Source organism: Humibacter sp. RRB41 (assembly GCF_022761015.1).
GTDB lineage: Bacteria > Actinomycetota > Actinomycetes > Actinomycetales > Microbacteriaceae > Humibacter.
On sequence record NZ_JAKWJQ010000004.1, the window covers coordinates 111,063 to 132,544 of the forward strand.

At 68.0% G+C, this 21,482-nt stretch carries 19 protein-coding genes; 15 read left to right on the plus strand and 4 right to left on the minus strand.

What is annotated here, in order from left to right; genetic code table 11:
- Positions 1 to 15 precede the first annotated feature (15 nt).
- On the plus strand, positions 16 to 2,976 hold the full coding sequence (locus tag MJ603_RS18585; protein WP_308220594.1) for an AAA family ATPase: 2,961 nt from the start codon (positions 16 to 18) through the stop codon (positions 2,974 to 2,976).
- Positions 2,977 to 2,998: 22 nt separating this feature from the next.
- Here the strand turns inward: MJ603_RS18585 and MJ603_RS11860 are convergent, their stop codons facing one another.
- A complete protein-coding gene (locus tag MJ603_RS11860) occupies positions 2,999 to 3,364 on the minus strand; it encodes a DUF5997 family protein (protein ID WP_243064266.1) in 366 nt (121 codons plus the stop codon).
- Between the two features lie 90 nt (positions 3,365 to 3,454).
- Between MJ603_RS11860 and MJ603_RS11865 the strand changes: the two genes are divergently transcribed.
- Together MJ603_RS11865 and MJ603_RS11870 are read left to right on the plus strand one after the other, a co-directional pair.
- Positions 3,455 to 3,985, plus strand: a complete 531-nt coding sequence (locus MJ603_RS11865; RefSeq protein ID WP_243063938.1) for a LysR family transcriptional regulator substrate-binding protein — start codon at positions 3,455 to 3,457, stop codon at positions 3,983 to 3,985.
- Positions 3,986 to 3,994: 9 nt separating this feature from the next.
- Positions 3,995 to 6,589, plus strand: coding sequence for an RNA helicase (locus MJ603_RS11870; RefSeq protein WP_243063939.1), 2,595 nt, complete (start codon positions 3,995 to 3,997; stop codon positions 6,587 to 6,589).
- Positions 6,590 to 6,610: 21 nt separating this feature from the next.
- On the opposite strand, the gene MJ603_RS11875 is transcribed toward MJ603_RS11870, so the two are convergent.
- Both MJ603_RS11875 and MJ603_RS11880 read right to left on the minus strand, forming a co-directional pair.
- Positions 6,611 to 7,555, minus strand: coding sequence for a rhodanese-like domain-containing protein (locus tag MJ603_RS11875; RefSeq protein ID WP_243063940.1), 945 nt, complete (start codon positions 7,553 to 7,555; stop codon positions 6,611 to 6,613).
- A 101-nt stretch (positions 7,556 to 7,656) separates the two neighbouring features.
- Entirely contained in the window at positions 7,657 to 8,538 is an 882-nt protein-coding gene (locus MJ603_RS11880; RefSeq protein WP_243063941.1) for an aldo/keto reductase, read from the minus strand.
- A gap of 156 nt (positions 8,539 to 8,694) precedes the next feature.
- On the opposite strand from MJ603_RS11880, the gene MJ603_RS11885 reads away from it, so the two are divergent.
- The 10 genes from MJ603_RS11885 to MJ603_RS11925 all read left to right on the plus strand — a co-directional run bounded on the left by MJ603_RS11885 (position 8,695) and on the right by MJ603_RS11925 (position 16,847).
- Positions 8,695 to 9,078, plus strand: coding sequence for a VOC family protein (locus MJ603_RS11885; protein WP_243063942.1), 384 nt, complete (start codon positions 8,695 to 8,697; stop codon positions 9,076 to 9,078).
- Positions 9,079 to 9,258: 180 nt separating this feature from the next.
- The gene (locus tag MJ603_RS11890) at positions 9,259 to 9,702 is read left to right on the plus strand and encodes a hypothetical protein (protein WP_243063943.1); all 444 of its coding nucleotides are present in this window, start codon (positions 9,259 to 9,261) and stop codon (positions 9,700 to 9,702) included.
- A 100-nt stretch (positions 9,703 to 9,802) separates the two neighbouring features.
- Positions 9,803 to 10,204, plus strand: a complete 402-nt coding sequence (locus MJ603_RS18870) for a DUF2255 family protein (RefSeq protein WP_374230913.1) — start codon at positions 9,803 to 9,805, stop codon at positions 10,202 to 10,204.
- A 96-nt stretch (positions 10,205 to 10,300) separates the two neighbouring features.
- Entirely contained in the window at positions 10,301 to 10,543 is a 243-nt protein-coding gene (locus MJ603_RS11895; RefSeq protein ID WP_243063944.1) for a hypothetical protein, read from the plus strand.
- Positions 10,533 to 11,195 carry a Clp protease N-terminal domain-containing protein gene (locus MJ603_RS11900; protein WP_243063945.1) on the plus strand — a complete coding sequence of 221 codons (663 nt, stop codon included), beginning with the start codon at positions 10,533 to 10,535 and terminating at the stop codon, positions 11,193 to 11,195. Before MJ603_RS11895 ends, MJ603_RS11900 begins: the two co-directional genes overlap by 11 nt.
- 183 nt (positions 11,196 to 11,378) lie before the next feature.
- Positions 11,379 to 12,410, plus strand: a complete 1,032-nt coding sequence (locus tag MJ603_RS11905; RefSeq protein WP_243063946.1) for an ATP-binding cassette domain-containing protein — start codon at positions 11,379 to 11,381, stop codon at positions 12,408 to 12,410.
- Positions 12,407 to 13,252, plus strand: a complete 846-nt coding sequence (locus MJ603_RS11910) for an ABC transporter permease (RefSeq protein WP_243063947.1) — start codon at positions 12,407 to 12,409, stop codon at positions 13,250 to 13,252. Before MJ603_RS11905 ends, MJ603_RS11910 begins: the two co-directional genes overlap by 4 nt.
- 108 nt (positions 13,253 to 13,360) lie before the next feature.
- Positions 13,361 to 13,879 (plus strand): PH domain-containing protein, encoded by a 519-nt coding sequence (locus MJ603_RS11915; RefSeq protein WP_243063948.1) that lies wholly within the window; start codon positions 13,361 to 13,363, stop codon positions 13,877 to 13,879.
- Positions 13,880 to 13,901: 22 nt separating this feature from the next.
- Positions 13,902 to 15,416 (plus strand): PH domain-containing protein, encoded by a 1,515-nt coding sequence (locus MJ603_RS11920; protein ID WP_243063949.1) that lies wholly within the window; start codon positions 13,902 to 13,904, stop codon positions 15,414 to 15,416.
- A gap of 48 nt (positions 15,417 to 15,464) precedes the next feature.
- Positions 15,465 to 16,847, plus strand: a complete 1,383-nt coding sequence (locus MJ603_RS11925) for an NtaA/DmoA family FMN-dependent monooxygenase (protein WP_243063950.1) — start codon at positions 15,465 to 15,467, stop codon at positions 16,845 to 16,847.
- Positions 16,848 to 16,861: 14 nt separating this feature from the next.
- Here MJ603_RS11925 and MJ603_RS11930 read toward each other — a convergent pair whose 3' ends face one another.
- Positions 16,862 to 20,131, minus strand: coding sequence for a BTAD domain-containing putative transcriptional regulator (locus tag MJ603_RS11930; RefSeq protein ID WP_243063951.1), 3,270 nt, complete (start codon positions 20,129 to 20,131; stop codon positions 16,862 to 16,864).
- Between the two features lie 99 nt (positions 20,132 to 20,230).
- On the opposite strand from MJ603_RS11930, the gene MJ603_RS11935 reads away from it, so the two are divergent.
- Together MJ603_RS11935 and MJ603_RS11940 are read left to right on the plus strand one after the other, a co-directional pair.
- Entirely contained in the window at positions 20,231 to 20,842 is a 612-nt protein-coding gene (locus tag MJ603_RS11935; protein WP_243063952.1) for a trans-aconitate 2-methyltransferase, read from the plus strand.
- Positions 20,843 to 20,993: 151 nt separating this feature from the next.
- On the plus strand, positions 20,994 to 21,374 hold the full coding sequence (locus tag MJ603_RS11940) for a hypothetical protein (RefSeq protein ID WP_243063953.1): 381 nt from the start codon (positions 20,994 to 20,996) through the stop codon (positions 21,372 to 21,374).
- Positions 21,375 to 21,482 lie beyond the last annotated feature (108 nt).

A 21,482-nucleotide genomic window follows, 5' to 3' on the forward strand; every position in this document is an offset into this window, starting at 1 on the left:
GGGAGCATCGGTCATGTGAGAACCCCGATCACCAGCCCCCGCATGATCGGACGCGAGGCAGACCTGGAGGCCCTTCGCGCCGAGTACCGGCGTAGCGCCGACGAGCCACGGGCCGTCGCCATCGGGGGAGAGGCGGGCATCGGCAAGACGAGGCTGGTGCGCGAGTTCATGCGCGAGGTCGACAGCGATGCGCTGGTACTCCTCGGAAAGTCGGTCGACATCGGCACGGAGAGCGCGGCGTACGCACCCTTCACCGCCATCGTGCGACAGCTGGCCTCCGTCATCGGCACCGATGCCCTGCTCGAGGCGGCGGGGCCGGCCCGTGCCGTGTTGTCCGTCGTGCTGCCGGAACTGGAATCGGCAGACGGCATGCCGCCGCGCGCCGGAACGGAGCGGTTGTACGAGCTCGTCGCGGTGCTTCTCGAGAACGTAGCCAGAGACCACCGGCTCGTGCTCGTGATCGAAGACATCCACTGGGCGGACCGGTCGACGATCGAGCTGTTGAGATTCTTGGTCGGAATGCTGACGGGCGCAGGAATTCTCATCGTCGTCACGTACCGCAGCGACGAGATCGTGCGCGGGCATCCGCTGCGTCCCGTGCTGCCGGAGTTGGAGCGTTCGCGCCGACTGACGCGCTGGGAGCTCGAGCGGCTCACTCGCGACCAAGTCGCGGCGCAGCTTGCGGCCATCACGTCCGTCGGCAGCGCCGACGAGCAGAGCCCTGGCGTGCAGAGCACCATCGACGACGCCGTGATCGACGATCTGTTCGAGCGGAGCGAGGGCGTGCCGTTCTTCGTGGAGGAGCTTGCAGGCGCGGGCCGCGGCTCCGGCGAATCCGGGATGAACCCCGTGCTTCCCGAAACGCTTCGCGAACTGCTGCTGGCACGCTACGAGCGGCTCGATGACGGCACGCAGCACCTTCTGCGCCTGCTTGCCGTGGGTGGGCAGTGCGTTCGCCATGATCTTCTCGATCTCGTCTACTCGGGATCCGCGATCGAGCTCGAGGTGCAGATCCGCGCGGCTGTCGACGGCGGCATGCTGGTGATCGAGGAGACCTGCTACGACTTCCGCCATGCCCTCGTGCGCGCCGCCGTGGTCGGCGAGGTCCTTCCTGGCGAGTTGGTGCGGTACAACAGTGCTTTTGCAGATGCTCTCGAAACCCAGGCGGCTGCAGGGCGCCCTGTCGCGCACGAGATCTCGCGGCACCGCATGGCGGCACACGATGCGGCGCGCGCCTTTCCCGCCAGCCTCGATGCCATGCGTGAGGCGCGGCAGTCGTTCGCCTTCGCTCGCGCGACACGCATGGGTGAGCGCGCACTCGAACTCTGGGAGCAGATCAGCGACCCGGAATCCGTCGCTGGCACGTCGCATACCGCCCTGATGCAGAACACGTCGGCTGCCTGGCGCGATGCCGGAGACACGGAGCGCGCGCTGACTCTGATCGACGCCGCGTTGGCGGAGAGCGATCCGACAGACACCGAACAGCACGCGGGGCTTCTCGTCGACAAGGCTCGGTATCTCGCCGCTCTGTCCCGGCCGGGGTCGACGGCGCTCCTCGAGCAGGCCCTCGCCGAGCTGGGCGAGAACGGATGCTCCGACACGACATCGGCCGTACTCGGCGACCTCGCCGGGCGGCTCATGCTCGAGGCCCGGTTCGACGACGCCGTCGACGTGGCGACGAAGGCGCTGGCGAGAGCGGAGGCCTCCGGGTCGCTGTCGCGTGAATCCGTGGCCCACAACATCCGTGGAGTCTCGCTCGTCGGCAGTGGCCACATCGACCAAGGGCTGGTCGATCTCGATCGGGCGAGAGAACTCGCCTTGACCCGAGACGGCGCGATGCTCCGCTACCGGGTGAACACGTCCGATGTGATGCACCTGATCGGCAGGTACGCCGACGCCGTACAGATCGGCAACGCGGGCGTCGAGCGGGCACGAGAACTGGGAGTGCAGCGTACGAGCGGCGTCATTCTCGCGTCCAACACGGTCGAACCGCTGTCCGCTCTCGGGCGCTGGGATGACGCGTTCGCCTTGCTCGAGCCGGCCCTCGCACTGAAGCCGCCACCAGGTTTCCGCGTGCATCTGCAGCGCATGAAACTGTGGCTGCTCACCTGGAAGGGTGAGCAGAACACCGCAGAAGAACTGTGGCGCACCTGGGCGCCGATGATGAAGGTGCAGTGCGAGATCGAGGTGCAGTCCCGGCTCGGGGTTGCCCGCGTCGAGGCCGAGCTGGCGTTGGCTCTCGGCGACGTGGAACGGGCCTGGCGGGCGGTGAGCGTGCTGCTCCGTGACCACCGCAGCATGAGCGGATACGACCTTCCGCTTCTTGCCGACGCGGCTCGTACGCTCGCCCTGCTGCGCTCCGGCGCGGCCGGCGCCTCGAGCGTGGAGCACATCGACCTCGGCGGCGCCGAGTCCGCGCTGCGAGAGGTGCTGGCCAGCGCGCAGGACTGGCCGACGGCTGCGGTGTGGTCGCCGTTCTTCGACGCCGAACTCGCCGACGACGGCCTGGATGTCGCCGCCTGGCGAGCCGCGGTCACGGCGAGTGCGCTATCGGAGGCTCCTGCCTACTTGGCACCGTATGCTCGCTTCCGCCTTGCGCAGGCGCTCGTGGCGGCATCCGATCGCTCGGCGGCGCACGAAGAAGCCCTTGAGTCGCGACGGCTCGCGGAGATTCTCGGCGCCGGCCTCATCATCGGATGGCTCGATGACTTCGTGCAACGCGCGGGACTCGACGTGCACGCATCGGCAGAACACACGGTGACGACAAGGGGACGCGTCGGTCGCGCCGCCGAACTGACCGACCGCGAACGTCAGGTGCTCGAGCTCATCGCCCAAGGGCTCAGCAACAAGCAGATCGGCGAGAAGCTCTACATCAGCACGAAGACGGCGAGCGTGCACGTCTCGGCCATCCTGCGCAAGCTCGGTGCGACGAGCCGCACCGAGGCTGCGTACCTGGCGAGGAGCGCTTCGGCCTAGGGGGCGTGTCTGACCTACCCGCTTACGACTTCTTGCGGGCGTCCGCAGCCTTCTGCTTGTTCACGCGGGCGTTCTCGGCGCGCACTGCAGCCTGCGTGGAACGCTCGCGCACGAGCCACTGGGGCGGCGCGGCCAGAAGCGAGCGGATCTCGTCGGTGGTGAGGGCATCCGTCACGTCGCCACGGGTGAGTCCGCTTGTGGAGACACCGAGCTTGCGGGCGACGACATCGCGGGGATGCGGCCCGTTCAGGCGGAGTTCGACCAGCCACTCCGGCGGGTCGGACTGCAGCGCGGCGAACTGTTCCCGCGTGACGGCAGACGCCTGGAATTCCTCGGGCGTCGCCGGAAGGTACACACCGAGCTTCTTCGCGGCGGTCGCCGGCTTCATCGCGCCGGGTCCGGGCTGCAGTTGATCGCTCATCGTTCAAGGCTAACGTGGGTTGATGTGACGCCCTTCCGTTTGGCCTATGTGCGAGGAGTGACGCCCGCGAAATGGGTGCGCATCTGGGAGGAACGGATGCGCAGAGTGCCCCTCGAACTCGTGCGTACCGATGCTCCCGGCCAGGTCTCGGTGCTCCACGACGGTCTGGCCGACATGGCGCTGGTGCGGCTTCCGATCGACCGCGAGGGCGTGCACGCCATACCGCTCTACGACGAGCAACAGGTGGTCGTCGTTGCGAAGGGCCACGCGATCACTGCGGCGGACGCGGTGTCGCTCGCGGAGGTGCGGGAGCTGGGTGCGCCGGTGCATCCGTTCGATCAGCAGGTGGAAGACACCCTCGAGCTCGTCGCTGCCGGCGTCGGCAGCATCGTGCTGCCGCACTCGGTCGCGCGGCTGCACGCCAGGCGCGACCTCGTTGCGCGGGAGGTGACCGATGCCGATCCGACGAGCATCGCGCTGGCCTGGCTGAGCGATCCGGCGCCAGCGCGAACCGACTCGGAGCAATACCGCGTCGACACCTTCATCGGCATCGTGCGGGGCCGCACGACGAACAGCTCCCGCCGCTAGCCTGAGGGAGTGAACGCGGCCGACAGCATCCGCCTCGACGAGCGGGTGCGGGGCCTCGCGTCGGCCGACGAGGTCTTCGACGTCTTCGGCGAGTGGGCCGAAGAGGGCGGCATCACGCTGTACCCGGCGCAGGAAGAAGCCCTGATCGGCATCGTCTCCGGTGCGAACGTGATCGTCTCGACCCCGACGGGAACCGGCAAGTCGCTCATCGCCGTCGGAGCACACGCGGCAGCGCTCGCAGAGGGCAGGCGCACGTTCTACACGGCACCGATCAAGGCGCTCGTCTCGGAGAAGTTTTTCGCGCTCGTCGACACGTTCGGCGCCGAGAACGTGGGCATGATGACCGGCGACTCGCAGGTGAACGCCGACGCGCCGATCATCTGCTGCACGGCCGAGATCCTGGCCAACCTCGCGTTGCGACTCGGACCGGATGCCGCCGTCGACCAGGTCGTGATGGACGAGTTCCACTTCTACGCCGACCCCGATCGGGGCTGGGCGTGGCAGGTTCCGCTGCTCGTGCTGGAGCGAGCCCAGTTCGTGCTGATGAGCGCGACCCTCGGTGACGTGAGCGGCCTGGCGGACGACCTGTCGAGCAGGACGCACCGCGAGACGGTTGCGGTCACGGGTGTCGAGCGCCCTGTTCCCCTGGACTACGAGTACGCGCTCACGCCCGTGCACGAGACCATTCAGCTGCTGCTGGATGCCGGCAAGGCGCCCGTCTACGTCGTGCACTTCTCGCAGAAGGAGGCGCTCGAGAGAGCGCAGGCGCTGGCAGGTGCATCCGTCGCCAGCCGCGAGCAGAGGGATGCCATCGCGGACGCGATCGGCGGATTCCGCTTCGCCACCGGCTTCGGTCATACCCTCTCGCGTCTGCTGAGGCTGGGCATCGGCGTGCATCACGCGGGCATGCTGCCGAAGTACCGCAGGCTCGTCGAGCAGCTGGCGCAACGAGGTCTGCTGCGCGTGGTGTGCGGAACCGACACGCTCGGCGTCGGCATCAACGTGCCGATCCGCAGCGTGCTGCTCACCGCGCTCACCAAGTACGACGGAATCAGGATGCGCCAGCTCACGGCGCGCGAATTCCACCAGATCGCGGGTCGCGCCGGTCGCGCGGGCTACGACACGGCGGGAACCGTCGTGGTGCAGGCGCCGGAGCACGACATCGAGAACGCACGGTCGGTCGCCAAGGCGGGGGACGATCCGAAGAAGAAGCGCAAGATCGTGCGCAAGCGGGCACCCGAAGGTTTCGTCTCGTGGGGCGAGCCGTCGTTCCAGCGGCTGATCGCTGCAGAGCCGGAGACACTCACGCCGCACATGCAGGTCACGAGCGCGATGATCATCAACGTGATCGCCCGCGGCGGCGACGTGTTCGGCAACGTGCGGGCTCTGGTCTTCGACAACCACGAGCCGTGGAAGCGGCAACTCGAGCTCGCGCGCCGTGCGCTCGGCATCTACCGCACGCTCGTGACGGCGGATGTCGTCGAGAAAGGGCCGCACGGCATCCCGCGCCTCACCGTCGACCTGCAGCCGAACTTCGCCCTCAACCAGCCGCTGTCGCCGTTCGCGCTCGCCGCGTTCGAGCTGTTCTCTCCAGAGGAGGACGCTCAACGGTCAGCCACCGCTCGCTCAGAGACCTCGGGCACTACGGGGGTCGGCACCGGCGACTACGCGCTCGACGTGATCTCCGTGGTTGAGGCGACCCTGGACGATCCGCGACCGGTGCTGCTCGCGCAACAGCATCTTGCTCGGGGTGAGGCCGTCGCCGCCATGAAGGCGGAGGGCATCGAGTACGAGGAACGCATGGAGCTGCTCGAAGAGGTGACGTGGCCGAAGCCGCTGGAGGGCATCCTGCGTCAGTCGTTCGAGACCTACAGCGCGAGTCAGCCGTGGATTCGCGACTTCGAGCTGCGGCCCAAATCGGTCGTGCGCGACCTGTTCGAGCGGGCGATGACGTTCGCCGAGTTCGTCTCGTTCTATTCACTTGCGCGCAGCGAGGGCGTGGTGCTTCGGTATCTGTCTGATGCATTCCGCGCGCTGCGTCAGACAGTGCCGGACGAGGCGAAGAACGACGAGCTGCGCGATCTGATCGAGTGGCTCGGCGAGCTCGTGCGCCAGGTGGACTCCAGCCTGCTCGACGAGTGGGAGGAGCTGGTACATCCGGATGCCTCACGTCACGCGGACGAGACCGCCATCGTGCCGCCCGCGCCGCGCACCGTCACAGCCAACCGCCGGGCGTTCCTCGTGCTGGTGCGCAACGAGTTGTTCCGTCGGGTTCAGCTGGCTGCTCTCGATCGTGCCGACGAGTTGGGCAAGCTCGATCCCGACTTCGGCGAGGATGCCTGGGCCGGCGCCCTCGACGACTACTACGCGGAGCACGACGCGATCGGCACCGACACCGATGCCCGCAGCGCAGCGATGCTCATCATCGACGAGACGGACGCCGCGCCCGCCGATAACGGAGCCGCGCGGGTCTGGCACGTGCGCCAGATCCTCGCCGATCCCGCCGGCGACCACGACTGGGGCATCGCGGCCGACGTCGATCTCGCGGCATCCGACGACGCCGGTGCAGCCGTGCTGCGGGTCATCGCGGTGGACCGACTGTAGGGCCCTCGCTGGTCGAGGGCGCTACTCGACCGGCGCAGAGAGGACCAACGGCGCGTCCTCGTCCGCGGCCCACTCGTTGAGCGAGCCGTCGTAGACCGCCACGTCGTGGCGGCCCAGAAGAGCGAGGGCAAAGGCATCCGAGGTGGCGGCGATGCCGGCCGCGCAGTAGGCGACGATCGGGTCGGGGGAGGTGACGACATCCGCCAGCACCTCGCGCAGCGCCTCGTCGCTGAGGAAGGCGTTGGTGTCGCGGTCGACGAGTCGCGCCGCCGGAGCGCTGAAACTGCCGGGAATGTGACCGAGACGCGGGCGATGCCCTGCCTCGCCGGTGAACTCGCGCGGCGGGATTCCGCACACCAGGGTGGCAGGCGCCTCGCCTGACACTGCCTGCAACACACGCTGCTTGTCGGCCCAGAAGTCCTCGCGTTCGACGGCGCCGAACCCGGCCGCTTCGATCGGTGCGACGTGGCCGACCTGGATCGGGCGCTCCTCCGCCTCCCACTTGCGGAGGCCCCCGTCGAGAATCGCGACGTCGTCATGTCCGAAGGAGCGGAACAGCCACCAGAGCCGCGCGGCCCATTGACCGATCGCCGAGTCGTAGACGACAACGCGCGTTTCGGAGTCGATGCCGAGCGCTGCGGCCGCGGAGGCGAAGCGCACGGCATCCGGACGGGTGAACGGCCGCGGGGCTTCCGGATCGCTGAACGCACTGAGCAGATCGGCGAACACAGCGCCCGGGATGTGCCCGGAGACGAGGTACTGCTCGTCGCCCGTCACATACGACGGATGCCCGTCGAACCCGGCCACCGGCACCACCGTCGCGTCGAGCACGACGATGGCGCCGCGCTGAGCATCCGTCTGCACGTCGGAGGTATGCTCCGTCAGCAACGCGGCAAGCTCATCCGTTGAGACGAGATGGGGCCGGGCGGTGGCAGGGCGATCGGGTGCTGATTCGTGCGGGCTCACCCGGCCAGGCTAGGTCGACGGATGCCTGTGCGGTCGATCGTCGCTCAACACGGCGTAACGCTGAAAAATCGCAACCACATTCCGGGCGCACAACGGGCGCGTCAGGAGTTGCCGAGCAGGCTCAGCTCGTCGTGTGTGAAAGAGATCTCTGCCGCCTCGACGTTCTGCTCGAGATGACTCATGTCGCCCGTGCCGGGAATCGCCAGCACGTTGGGTGCCTGGTGAAGCGTCCACGCGAGCCTGATCTGCGCTACGGAGGCCCCGTGTGCGACGGCGACCGCGGCCACGGCGTCGTTGGCGTCGTTCGCCTCGCCAGATCGGCCGCGCTCGCCGCTTGCTCCCGCCATGGCGAAATACGGCACGAAGGCGATGCCGAGTCGAGTCGTCTCGGCGAGCAGGTCGAGGGTCTGCGGAGTGCGGTGGTCGAGTCCGAAGCGGTTCTGAACACTCACGACGGATGCGACGCCCCTGGCTTCGGCGAGCTGCTCGGACGACACATTGGAGATGCCGAGGCTCGCGATCAGCCCCTCGGACTGCAACTCGGCAAGCGCACCGAACCGCTCCGCGATCGACCCCGGCCCGAACGCTCGCAGATAGACCAGATCGAGTCGATCCCTGCCCAGTTGGCGGAGGTTCTCCTCGACCTGGCCGCGCAGCTGGTCAGGTCGTGCCTGGTCAGCCCACTCGCCAGACGGGGTGCGCGCAGGACCGACCTTCGTGGCGACGACGAGATCGTCGTCGTGATCCGGGAACGCGGCGTCGATCAGCTCGTTCGCCGATCGGAGCGGTGAGAAGTAGAACGCCGCAGTGTCGAAGTGGTTCACACCCAGATCGCGGGCTCGCCTCAGCACGGCGATCGACGCGGCCCTGTCGCGACTCGGTCCGAGTCCGAACGCGGATGCCGACGCCAACCGCATCGCTCCGAAGCCCACGCGATTCACGCGTCGGGGTCCGAGCTGCCACACGCCGCCGGGTTCTGGCATCGCCAAATGGGTCTCCTTGCGTCGTTGTGCGCTCTGCGCCCGCTTGGCGCGGTGTCACGATACCCACAAATCGCTCGACCCTTCTCCGAACATCGGCTGTGGATCAGTGTCTGATTCGTGCCAGCATGATCGACGTCATAGGGGAGGGGGTTCATCATGGCCAACACAGTCGTCCATGCGGAGATCATTGGGGAGGACCCGGATGCGCTTCGTGCTTTCTATTCAGCACTGTTCGGTTGGGACGCTGTGGCCGGCGATTCGGTTGCGCCCGCGGTGTCCGGCGTCGATCTTTACTCGTTCAATCCGTCGACGAACGAAGCCGGTGTTCCGGTCGGGATCGGCGGCGGTGCAGGCTTCACTTCCCGAGTCCTGTTCTATGTGGGAGTGAACGACGTGGACGCCGCTCTGAGGCACGCTGTCGAGCTCGGGGGGACCGTCGTGATCGAGGCGACGAACCGGCCGGATAATCAGGCGCGGGTTGCGCAGTTCGCCGACCCGGCGGGCAACATCATCGGCATCGCGGGGTCGGTCATCAGATAGCGGCTGTGTAGCACTGAGCGTCCCCCTTGCGCGTGTGGGGTTGTCGAATCATGCGGTCGTTCATGCCGATGACGTGCCCTCTGGAAGGCGTGCCTCGGGCGTTGTGAGTCCGAACCGTTATCCGACCAGCTATCGTCGCCGTGCACTATGGGTTTCATGCGTAGGGCTCGTATTTGGGGGGTGATCGGAGCAGTTGTCGCCGTGGGAGGGATCGGCTGGATCATCGCCATCCTCGGCGCGCACCCGATCGCTGCGTGCGCCGGTGCTGCCATTCCGACGTATCCGGTACTGACTTTGACGGATGCTGCCTGGCTGAATTCCCACCCCGCCGGGACGATCAAGGCGTGCGTCGACAGCACTTGCAGCGCTGACCCGAAGACGGCGACAGATGCTCCCGCGGATCAGATGTGGATTGAGGCGAAAGCGCGCAATGACACCACTACCTTGCACAGGCTCGTGGTTATCGAATCCCTTCCTGGCTCTCCGTCGCAGATGTTGACCAGAGCGTTCCGGTATAAGAAGATCCCCGGGTTCTCCCCGGGCCCCGGCCGGGCCTGTGGCTATCCCGACACCTGGGGGCGAACGGTCACGATCGACCCATCAGGCGAGCTCACGTTCAATTAGAGACCACCGCATGATCCGCGGCAGCGCCGCGCCCACAAGGTGGGCCCGCCAGGGGATTACCCGGCGGCGCCGATGGCGAGCAAGGGGAATCCCGTCGAGAATGGCCCAGGTGACCAACGAGGCACCGGACGGAAAGTGGACATCCGAGAACTTGAGGCATCTTGATGGCGTTCGCGAGCTGGAGATCGCCGCACCGCGTCTGGCCGGCCGTCCGGGTGATTGGACACCGATCTGGGTCGTTGTCGTCGATGACGAGATATTCATCCGCACGTGGCAGCGCCGTGACACGGGTTGGTACGGACGTGCGGTGCGATCGGGGCGCGCTCGGATCCGTGTGTCGGTCGATTGTGTGGACGTGAACGTCAGGGCAACGGGGGACTCGAATGCCGCCGTGATCGACGAGGCGTACCGAACGAAGTATGGGGAGGCCGGCGCACGGTCGATGGTTACGGCTGAAGCCGCAGCGTCGACCCTCCGTCTCGTGCCCTCTGCCGGGCGATGATCACGCGTAAGCAACCAAGGTTGCTTACCTGATCGTTCGCTGAAATTAGGCAACTTGAGTTGACTACACATCGCGAGCAACCTAAGTTGCTTAACTATGAACCCCGTACGCATCCCGTCGCCCATTGGCGGAGCCGCGGACCGGCTCGCCGCGGTCGTCGCACTGCGCGACCTTGCGGACCGGCTCGAAGACGCCGCCGTGGAGAACGCGTTGCGCGACGGCTGGAGCTGGGGGCAGGTCGCCGAAGCACTCGGCGTCACCCGGCAGGCCGTGCACAAGAAGCACCTGAAGCGTCTCGATGACGCCGACATCGACCTGAGGAGGCGTCGTGGACGTTGACGTCGATCGCATACCGCAGTCTCTCCGCCCCGTCGTCGTAAGCGCGGTGGAGGAGGCCGCGCGTCGCAGTTCATCCGAGGTGGGACCCGAGCACTTGCTGCTCGCGCTCGCCGCGCTGGAGGGCACACTCGCCGCGGACATCCTGAGTGACGTGGGTCTCTCCCATGCCGCATTGGATGCCGCACTCGACGAGGAGCGCACCCGGGCGCTCGCCGTGGTGGGCATCCATGACCTCGATCCCGAGCTCGTTGCTGCGACCATCGGCACGGCCCGACCATCGTGGGCGTCGTCGACCAGGGAAGCGCTGAGGCGCTCTCAGGCGGCCGGGGCGCGAGGGCGGCGGCGACGCACATTTGATCTCGACGTGCTCTATGGCATCGTCACGGCCAATGTCGGTACGGTTCCCCGGGCGCTGGAATACGCCGCCATCGATCGTGACGCGCTGATCGGACGCGTCGAACGCGAGCGGCTGGCCGCCGAAGGCGATTTGCCGCGTACCGCCCACCAGGGCGGCTCGGCGCAGGAACGACAGGCGATGCGACGGGACGCGGCCCGGGCCATGCAAGACGATCGCAGGGCGGCCCAACGCGCGGCGCAGGTCGCACGCCGTGAGGCGCAGCAGGCTCGTGGCGAGTCCCGCCGTTCCGACTGACCACCGACCTCCAACTCCACACTCCGTTTGCCGACGGTCCCCGCCGGCGGTATTCGTCGCGCCTGCTTTCAGCGCACCTCCGCGCTGACGGCGCCTGTAAGCGGCGCGTAAGTGCCGCGAAAGCGGCCCGGCGCATCCTGATCAACGACTTCACGAACATCCATCACACGAAAGGAAGAACCCATGAACGCACTACGGCACAGCGCCGAGGCGGACTGGGCCATCGAGGCCCACGGGCTCGTCAAGACCTTCGGCGACAACAAGGCGGTCGACGGCGTCGACCTTCTCGTTCGTCCTGGCAGCGTCTACGGCGTGCTCGGCCCGAACGGCGCAGGCAAGACCACGACCATCAACATGCTCGCCACGCTGCTCAAGCCCGACGCAGGCAGCGCGGCGGTCTTCGGCCACGACGTCATGAAGGAGGCGCAGATCGTGCGCCAGCTCATCGGCGTCACCGGTCAGTTCGCCTCCGTCGACGAGACGCTCTCGGCCACCGAGAACCTCATCATCTTCTCCCGCCTGCTCGGCCTCGGCCGCGCGCAGTCGAAGGCGAAGGCGGAGGAGCTGCTCGAGCGATTCGGACTGACGGATGCCGCCAAGCGGCCCCTCAAGAAGTTCTCCGGTGGCATGCGCCGCCGCCTCGACCTCGCGGCGTCACTCATCGCACAGCCTCCGCTCATCTTCCTCGACGAGCCGACGACGGGTCTCGACCCGCGCACGCGCGGGCAGATGTGGGACACCATTCGTGACCTCGTCTCCAGCGGATCCACGATCCTGCTGACGACGCAGTACCTCGATGAGGCCGACCAGCTGGCCGACCGCATCGCGGTGATCGACCGTGGGCGTGTGGTGGCCGAGGGGACCGCTGACGAGCTGAAGGCATCCGTCGGCACGTCGGCACTGCAGCTGCGCATCGAAGATCCGGCCGACACCGAGGACGCGGTGCGAGCGATCGAGCAGGTGCTCGGCGTTCGTGCGACGTTGTCGCCGGAGGCCGCACGCATCACGGCACCGATGGCCGATCCCGACCGGGTGACGGACCTGCTCGTGACATTCCGTGAGGCGGGCATCCACCTCACCGAGATGAGCGTGCAGAAGCCGAGCCTCGACGAGGTCTTCCTCGCCATCACAGGCCACGATGCAACCGATCAGAACGAGTCGACGCCCGGATCCGATGACAACGGGGCCGACGAGAAGGAGAAGGTGAACGCATGAGCACCATCACTCAGCCGGCCGGAACAAGGCCGCCGCGGCAGATCACGCCGCCCTCCGAGCGCAAGCTCAAGAACTACACGGGCTTCGGCCAGACGGTGCGCAACACGTTCACCATGGCCTACCGCGGGCTCGTCAAGATCCGCCGCACGCCGGAGCAACTGGTCGACGTCACCGTTCAGCCGATCATCTTCACCCTGATGTTCGCCTACCTGTTCGGCGGGGCCATCGCCGGAAATGTGCAGAACTATCTGCCGCTGCTGATTCCGGGCATCCTCGTGCAGACCGTCATCACCACCTCGGTGGTCACCGGCGTTCAGCTCCGCGAGGACATGGACAAGGGAGTGTTCGACCGATTCCGGTCCCTGCCGATCGCGCGCATCGCGCCGCTGTCCGGAGCACTCCTTGCCGACACCGTGCGCTATGCGATCGCCACGACGATCACCTTCGTCGTCGGCTACATCATCGGCTACCACCCGGCCGGTGGCATCGGTCCGGTCGTGCTCGCCGCACTGTTGGTCATCGCCTGCTCCTGGGCGATCAGCTGGATCTTCGCGTTCTTCGGTGTGATCGCGCGCACGGCATCCAGCGTGCAGGGCATCTCGATGCTCGTGCTGTTCCCGCTGACGTTCCTCTCGAACGCCTACGTGCCGGTGAAGAGCCTTCCCCAGGTGCTGCAGTGGTTCGTGAACGTCAACCCGATCTCGCACCTCGTCACCGCGGTGCGCGACCTCGCCAACAACGGCACCGTCGGCCCCGACCTGTGGATCTCGCTTCTCGGCGCGGCCATCATCGTGGCGGTCTTCGCGCCGCTCACCGTGCGCGCCTACATGCGCAAGGCGTAATTCGTCGACATCCGCGTTCCGGTCGCGGAAACTGGGGTTCAGACGCCGTCGAATCCCCAGTTTCTGCGACCGGAACACGATGGCTGAACTGAACAAGGGAGCGACATCATGACCACCGCCGAACCGGCAGGTCGCATCTCGCGGATCATCCATGATCCGGTCGGGCGACCGAGCACTCGTGCGGTCGCGTTCTGGACCTGGAACGCCATCGTCGGCTGGTTCGTATTCCTCTGCCTTCAGCTCGTCTGGATGCTGATCGCGAACGCCTGGACAGCCCCCCTGCACCTCGCCGGCCTCGCGCTCACCGTCGTCGTGGCGATCGTGCACGTCTCGATCATGCCGAGGTGGCGCTACCGCGTGCATCGCTGGGAGATCACCGAAGACGCGGTCTTCGTACGAAGCGGATGGCTGACCCAGGAGACGCGCGTCGCCCCGATCGCCCGGCTGCAGACCGTCGACTCCCGTCGCGGGTTCCTGCACCGCATCTACGGCCTCACCACCGTCACCATCACCACGGCGTCATCCGCCGGTGCGCTCAGCATCCACGCGCTCGACGACGCGGTGGCACGCGACGTGGTCGCGACGCTCTCCGCGGTCGCGCAGCAGAGCAAGGGCGACGCGACGTGAGCGCAGACGCTAGGGACCCAAAGTGACCGACACCACCCCGTGGCGCCGCCTGAACCCGCGCATGCTCCTCGTGCACCCGGTGCGCGAGCTCATCAAGTATCTGCCGATCCTGCTGCTCGCCGTCGTCGCCGGTTCTGTCGGCGGTGAGCCGTGGTGGACGTACGTGCTGTCTGGGCTCGGCGTCGTGATCGGCCTGCTGCGCTGGTTCACGACGAGCTACCGCATCACGCCGACTCACGTGCAGGTGCGCCGCGGATTCATCAACCGACGGATGCTGTCGGTTCCGCGCGAGCGTGTGCGCTCGGTCGACGTCGACGCGACCCTGCTGCATCGCCTGGTCGGCCTCGCCGTGGTGAAGGTGGGAACGAGCGCGTCGCACGGTCAGGACGGGCTCGACTTCGACGGGATCGCCGCCGGTGACATCCCGGCGCTTCGGGCGGAGCTGCTGCGCAAGGCCGAGCTCACGGAGGAGGACGGCCCGGGTGAAGCGGGAGGCGAGCAGGAAGCGGCGGGCGGGATGGCAGGGGCGCAGGCATCCGGCCGCGACTTCAGCGGTTGGCGCTGGTCGTGGGCCAGGTACGCACCCTTCACGCTGACCGGCGTGGCTTCGTTGTTCTTCGCCGCGTTCTTCGCGCTCGAGCTGCAGTTCTTCGACGGCGGACTGCTGCTGAGACTGCAGTTCGTGCGGGATTCGATCGACACGGTGTCGCACATCCCGCTGCTCGAGGGCATCGTCGGCGGAGCGGTCATCCTCGTCGTGGCCGCATCGGTCATCGCGCTCGTACGCTACGTGCTCGCGTACAGCGGCTTCGCCATCTGGCGATCGGATGCCACGACCCTGCACGTGCGACACGGTCTCTTGCGCACGCGGCAGGTGACGCTCGACGAGAGACGCCTTCGCGGCGTCAGCCTCAACGAGCCGCTGTCTCTGCGGGCGGTGCACGGGGCATCCGCTCACGCGATCATGACCGGATTGGGACGTGAGCGCGGCGGCCTCATGGTGATCGAGCCCGCCGGGCCGCAGGGCGATGCGCTGCGCGTGGCGACTGCCGTGCTCGGCGATGAGACGCCGCTGACGTGCACACTCGAGCAGCACGGTGTTCGCGCCCACCGCAGGCGATACACGCGCGCCGCGACGGGCGTCGGCCTGATCGCGGCGATCGCGCTCGTGTTGCAGTTGCTCGGCTACGTGAGCCCGCTGGTCTGGGTGACGTTCGCGGCGATCGTGCCCGTCGCCGCGTTGCTCGCCGAGGACCGGTGGCGCGGACTCGGCCACGCACGGATGCCCGGGCTGCTGATCGCGCGCTCCGGGTCGCTGAGCCGCAAGCGCGTCGTGCTCGAGACATCCGGAATCATCGGGTTCACCGTGCGGCGATCGATCTTCCAGCGCCGTGCCGGACTCGCGACCCTCATCGCCACGACCGCGGCCGGACGACACAGGTATTCGATCCCCGACGTGCCGATCGAGGAGGCGTGGCGCATCGTCGACGATGTGATGGTGCACGAGCCGGTGCAGGCCGCGGTCGCACAGCACTGACGCGCTGCGGGCAGGATGGTGGAGTACCCCATCGATCGCAGGAGCCCCATGCCCGAGCCGAAGCAATTGTTCGTCAACCTCTTCGAGATGGCCTGCGTGAGCCACATCACGCACGGGCTGTGGCCGCTGCCCGGCAACAATCGGGAGCGCTTCGCCGACCTGGACTACTGGCTCGAGCTGGCTCGGCTGCTGGAGCACGGCGGGTTCGACGGCATCTTCCTCGCCGACGTCGTCGGGGCGTACGACGTCTTCCGCGACGGTCCCGAGACGGCTCTGCGCGAGGGCCTGCAGATTCCGAACCTCGACCCGTTGCTGCTCATCCCCGCGATGGCCGCCGTGACGGAGCGCCTGGGCTTCGGCGTCACATTCTCCACCAGCTACGAGCCGCCCTTCGCGTTCGCGAGACGGATGTCCACCCTCGACCACCTGACGAAGGGTCGCGTCGGCTGGAACGTGGTCACGTCGTACCTGCCGAACGCCGCACGCAACTTCGGGCTCGACGGCGAGATTCCGCACGACGACCGGTACCGCTTCGCCGACGAGTACCTCGATGTGCTCTACAAGCTGTGGGAGGGATCGTGGGATGACGACGCCGTGGTCGCCGACCGCGAGCGACGCGTCTTCACCGATCCGTCGAAGGTGCGCTACATCGACCACGTGGGGGAGCGCCACAGGGTGGCGGGGCCGCACCTGGTGCATCCGTCGCTGCAGCGAACGCCTGTGCTGTTCCAGGCGACCGGTTCACCGGCCGGCATCGAGTTCGCGGGCAAGCACGCCGAGGTGGTCTTCACCGGCGGACGCACGAGCGCCGACTTCCGGCGCAACGCCGACGGGATGCGCGACGCCGCCGTGCGCAGCGGACGGCCTGCCGAGGCGGTCAAGTTCATCGCGATGGCCGGCGTCATCGTCGGGCGCACGCAGGAGGAGGCCGAGGACAAGTGGCGGCTGTACCGCGAGAACGCGAGCCTGGACGGCATCCTGGCCCACAGCAGCCTGCCCGTCGACCTCACGGCGTTCCCGCGTGACATCACGGTGCGCGAGGCGCTGGAACGTGCCCAGTTCCCGGCAGAGAAGGTGCCGTTCTTGCCACTGGAGATGACGGTCGGCGAGGCGCTGGACTTCATCGCGGGCAATCGCAACGACCGGTTCCTCGTCGTCGGCGACGTGAAGACCGTCGCGGACGAGATCGAACGCTGGCTCGACGAGGACGGCCTCGACGGCATCAACCTGCGGCAGTACCACTCGTTCGACACGGCTCGCGACTTCGCGGAGCTCGTGATCCCCGAGCTGCGCAGGCGCGGCCGGATGCCGGCAGAGGGCGAGCGGAGCGCCACGTTGCGCGAGCGGCTGTTCGGCGCGGGCAACGCACGTCTCCCCGAGACGCATTTCGGCGCACGGTATCGCGGCGGGGCGCACCTGCACGACGCGTGAGAGCGGGGTTGTCGCTAGAGCACCAGGCTCCGCAGCGAACGCACGACCTCGTTCAGGCGTTCGACGCGCTGCGGCCGGGGGAGCGCATCCACGCGGGACATGGTGGCCGGGATGTCGAGCTGAGGATGATCGTGTTCGGCTTCGTCGAGCGCCCGCTGCCAGCCCAGGGACCGGAAGTCCTGCCTCGCAGCGATCGCCTTGCCCAGCACAAGCAGTTCGAGCCCTGATTCGAGTTGCGCGGCATCCGCTGCCTCGCGTCCCGGTGCAAGGAGCCACACTCCCAGCCCGATGGCAGCCACCCCGGTGATCGGCATGTCGACCATGCCCGTGCGCACGCGGTGGTCGCGCATCAGCCTGCTGCGGACGCGCCGAACAACGCGCAGATTGCGCGGATCGGCCACGTGACCGGCTCGCACCGAGGCCACGAGCAGCCCAGCGGCCGCACCGTAGTACCAGGGCGCGAACCCGGCAGGAGGATCGCCCCACACCTGTTCTGCGAGGGCGTACTGGCGTTCGGTCTCGAACAGGTCACCACGTCTCCCGGCGATCTCGGCGAGCCCCGCGAAGCCGATCGCGCGCAGGTCGTTCCAGTCGTAGCTGTCGGTGTCGCCCTGCAGCCGGGTCATCCGCTCGAACGTCGGCTGCGCTGCGTCGAGGCGGCCGAGCGAGACCTCGCTGATCGCGATGAGCCAGTCCAGCTGTCGAAGGTCCTCGCCGGCGCTCAGCGCGGCGAGGTTGGGCCGGGCACGTGCCGCCCACTCGAGCACCTGCTCTGCATCCCCGCGCTCGCTGTTGAACTGCGCGATCGTGTGGGCTGAGGTGCCGACGGTCCAGGCATCCTCTGCGGCCTGCGCCTTCGCGTAGGCGAGCTTCGCATACTTCAAGCCGGTGTCGATCTCACCCGAGTTCTCCGCCATCTGCGACGAGATGAGGTAGGCGAACGACGCGACGGCAGGGTCGTCGGATGCCCGCAGGCGCTCGACCGTCGCGAACGCGGCCTTCAGATCGGGCATGCTCAGCAGCACCGACACCATCGCATCCAGCTGGGGATTGCGCGGCCCGCCACGCTCGTGCAGCTTGCGCACGCGCACCAGCGCACGTAATCCCTGACGCATGTCGGTGATCAGGGACGTGCCGCCGATCAGCCCGAGGGCGATCATGGCCACATCGACGTGCCGGTCGTCAGGGTCGTAGCCGACCAGGGTGCCCAGCACCTGCGGGGCGAGCGAGAGCACTTCGGAGTGCGCGCCGCGCACGGTCCAATGCATGCCGAGAGCGGCATAGACGCTCGCCGCCGTGGCAGAGTCATCCGTCTCGATCGCATTGCGCAGGGCGGAGACGAGATTGTCCTGCTCCTCTTGCACCCGGTGGAACGTCTCGAGCTGTGCGGGCCCGTACGTCGAGTCGAGGGCATCCAGGCAGAAGACGTCGGCCCATGAGCGGATGCGCGCCTCGACCTCGTCGCGTTCGCCGGCATCCTGCAGCCGCTTGTCCCCGAACTCGCGCACGGTCTCGAGCATGCGGTAGCGCACCTGCCCGGTGACCTTGCTTTCCGTCGCGCTCAGCAGAGACTGATTGACCAGGCCCTCCAGGTCGGCCTCCCCGTCGGCACCCGGATCGGTGACGGCAACAGCGGCCTCAGCACTGAACCCGTCCACGAACACCGAGAGCCTGCTCAGCGCGCGCTGCTCGGAATCGGTGAGCAGGTTCCAGCTCCAGTCGATCACGGCCAAAAGGGTCCGGTGCCGCTCGGGTGCAGCCCGATCTCCGCCGCGCAGCAGGGCGAACCGGTTGACGATGCGTCGTTCGATCTCCTCGACCGACATCGATCGCACCCGTGCCGCCGCCAGTTCGATGGCGAGCGGCAGCCCGTCGAGGCTCTCGCACAGCCGCTCGATGGTGTCGACCGGCAGAACCACCGACGGCCGCGCGGCCCGCGCGCGCTCCATGAACAGGGTGACTGCAGGACCCGGGCCGGAATCGTCGCCGGCGAGGGATGCGAGTGGTTCCAGCTGATACACCTGCTCGGCCGAGATCATCAACGGTGCGCGGCTCGTGGCGAGCACGCGCACGTCTCTCGTGGAGCCGAGGATGTCTGCGATCCACTCCGCCGCCGCGTCGATCAGGTGTTCGCAGTTGTCCATCACGAGCAACGTCGGCCGTTCGGCGAGCGCGCCGAGGATGCGTCCTCGCACATCGACCCGCACCGCTGGATCGCTCAGCGAGAGGCGAGTGCCCGAGTACTCGCGGATGCCGAGAGTCGACGCGAGCGCCAGCGGAACGTCGTCGCCTGTGCGCACACTGGCGAGTTCGACGACGACGACGCCTGGCATGCGCTCGGCCGCCCGAGCGGCGATCTCCTGTGCGAGCCTGGTCTTGCCGAGTCCGCCAGCGCCGAGGATGGTCGTGAGGCGCGAGGCGCGCGTGAGCTGCTCGACCGACTCGATGTCGGCCGAACGGCCGACGAGCTCATTCGGAGCGGTGCGGATGCCCACCAGCAGCGTGCGCGGCGGCGCGGCATCCGGCTCCGGCGCGCGCAGTAGCTGGGCGTTGAAGGCGACGAGCTCGGCGGACGGATCGGTGCCGAGCCGGTCGCGCATGCGCTGCCGGAACTCGCCGAATTCGCGGATGGCGTCGTTGCGCCGTCCGCCCCCGGCGATCGCCCGCAGACGCAGCAATTCGATCTCCTCGTCAAGGGGAGCGGCTTCGGCCAGCGGGGCGAGGTCGGATAGCGCGCCGAACGTGTCCCCTGTCTCGACGCGGGCTTTGGCGCGTTGCAGAGCCAGGTCCCGGTGCAACTCGAATGCGGCGGAGGCAAGGCGCTCGGCGAGCTCGGTGTCGCCGAGGTCCACTCCCGGCTCGCCGCGCCAGAGCGCGAGACCGGCGGATGCCTCGGCGTCGGCGCCCTGGGCATCCCCACGTTCCAGCGCCGCCCGTGCGGCCTCCCGATGCGCGACGGCCGCGCCGAGGTCGCACTGGTGCGCTTCGATTCCGAGCGAGTACCCGCCCGGCGTCGAGACGATCAGCCCGTCGGCGGCGACCGCGCGCACGCGCGAGACCAGAGTCTGCAGTGCCGCCTTCTCGTTGCGCGGCGGGGCATCTTGCCAGAGATCGTCGACGATGCCACGCACCGAGAGCGGTCCGTGCGCGAGCACGAGAGCGGCGACCAGGCTCTTCGCCGTCGCCCCGCCCGGTTCGATCGGCTCCCCCGAGGGAGTCGTCACCAGTACGGGGCCGAGCACCGCGACCCTGGTCGTGCCGCTGCGCACGCTGGGCTCGGTCATTGTGCCGAGTTTAGTAGGGGCGGGTGGCCGAGCCCGAGTCGGGAACCGCGGGTGTCGTGCGCGGGCGATGGCCCTTCGCACGAGGACGATGATGGACGCATGGATTGGTCCGACTTCTACGTACATCAGGCCGGTCGCGAGGTGCGGCCGACATTCACCGCTGCGCTGAAGGCGTGGCGTGATGCCCGAGGCGAGCAGGTGGGCGAGGCCGTCGACCTGGGCTGCGGCGACGGCCTCGAGACAAGGATGCTGCTCGCAGACGGATGGCGGGTGCTGGCGGTGGACGCGGATCAGCACGTCGTCGAACGTGTCACCGCCGGTACGAGCGAGGCCGAGCGGGAGCGACTCACCGTACGACAAGCGACCTACGCGGAACTGGTTCCCGACGGGGGACCGGTGGAGCTCCCCGCCGCCGACCTCGTCTACGCGGGATTCGCGCTGCCGTTCTGCACATCGGAGGTGTTCGAGCGGCTGTGGGCGGGCATCCGTGCGTCGTTGCGGCCGGGTGGAGTCTTCGCCGGCCAGTTGTTCGGACCGAAGGACGACTTCGCGGCCTGGCCGGACACGAACACCCACGACCGTGCCGACGTCGACCGCTTGCTGTCCGGGCTCGAGGTGCTGCGGCTTGACGAAGAAGACAAGGACGGCACGTCGTTCGCCGGCCCGAAGCACTGGCACGTCTTCCACCTGATCGCGCGCAGCTCGCCCTGACGCGCGCGTCCCCGCCCGGCGGCGTCGACCCGGCACTGGATCGCCGCGCCGGCATCGTATTCACGTGAATTGGAGGGCCGCTCGACAAGTCAGTGCCGGGTCGACGCCTCCGGCTCCGGGGAGGTGCGCCGCGCGCCGATAGGGTCGAGGGATGCCTGTGCCCACCGACTGGATCGAACACCGCCGCGGCGACCGCGAGCTTCTCGGCTGGATGCGTGCGGCCGGCGACGGTTTCGTCGTGATCGACCTGCTGGGCAGGGAGCGCACGGATGCCGTCGACTGGCTCGAAGCCGAGGAGACGCTCGAGAGTCTCGGCATCGGTTATCTCGCCGACCCGTATCAGCTGCTGCTCGACGACGGCCGCTGGCTGCGCGTTCGCATCACCGAGGTGTCGACCGACGAGATCCGTGTCAAGCGGGATGACTGGGGTGCGATCGACATCCCGCTGCTGGAGTACACGGTCGCGTTCCCGATGCCAGACACGCTGCGCACGGTGGACCCGGCCGCCCCCGTCGAGCCCGACTGGCTCTGACGCGGTATCCGCCCATCCGACATCCGCCTTCGTCGGCCCGGCACTGAATTGTCGAGCGGCCCTCCAATTCACGTGAATACGATGCCGGCGCGGCGATACAGTGCCGGG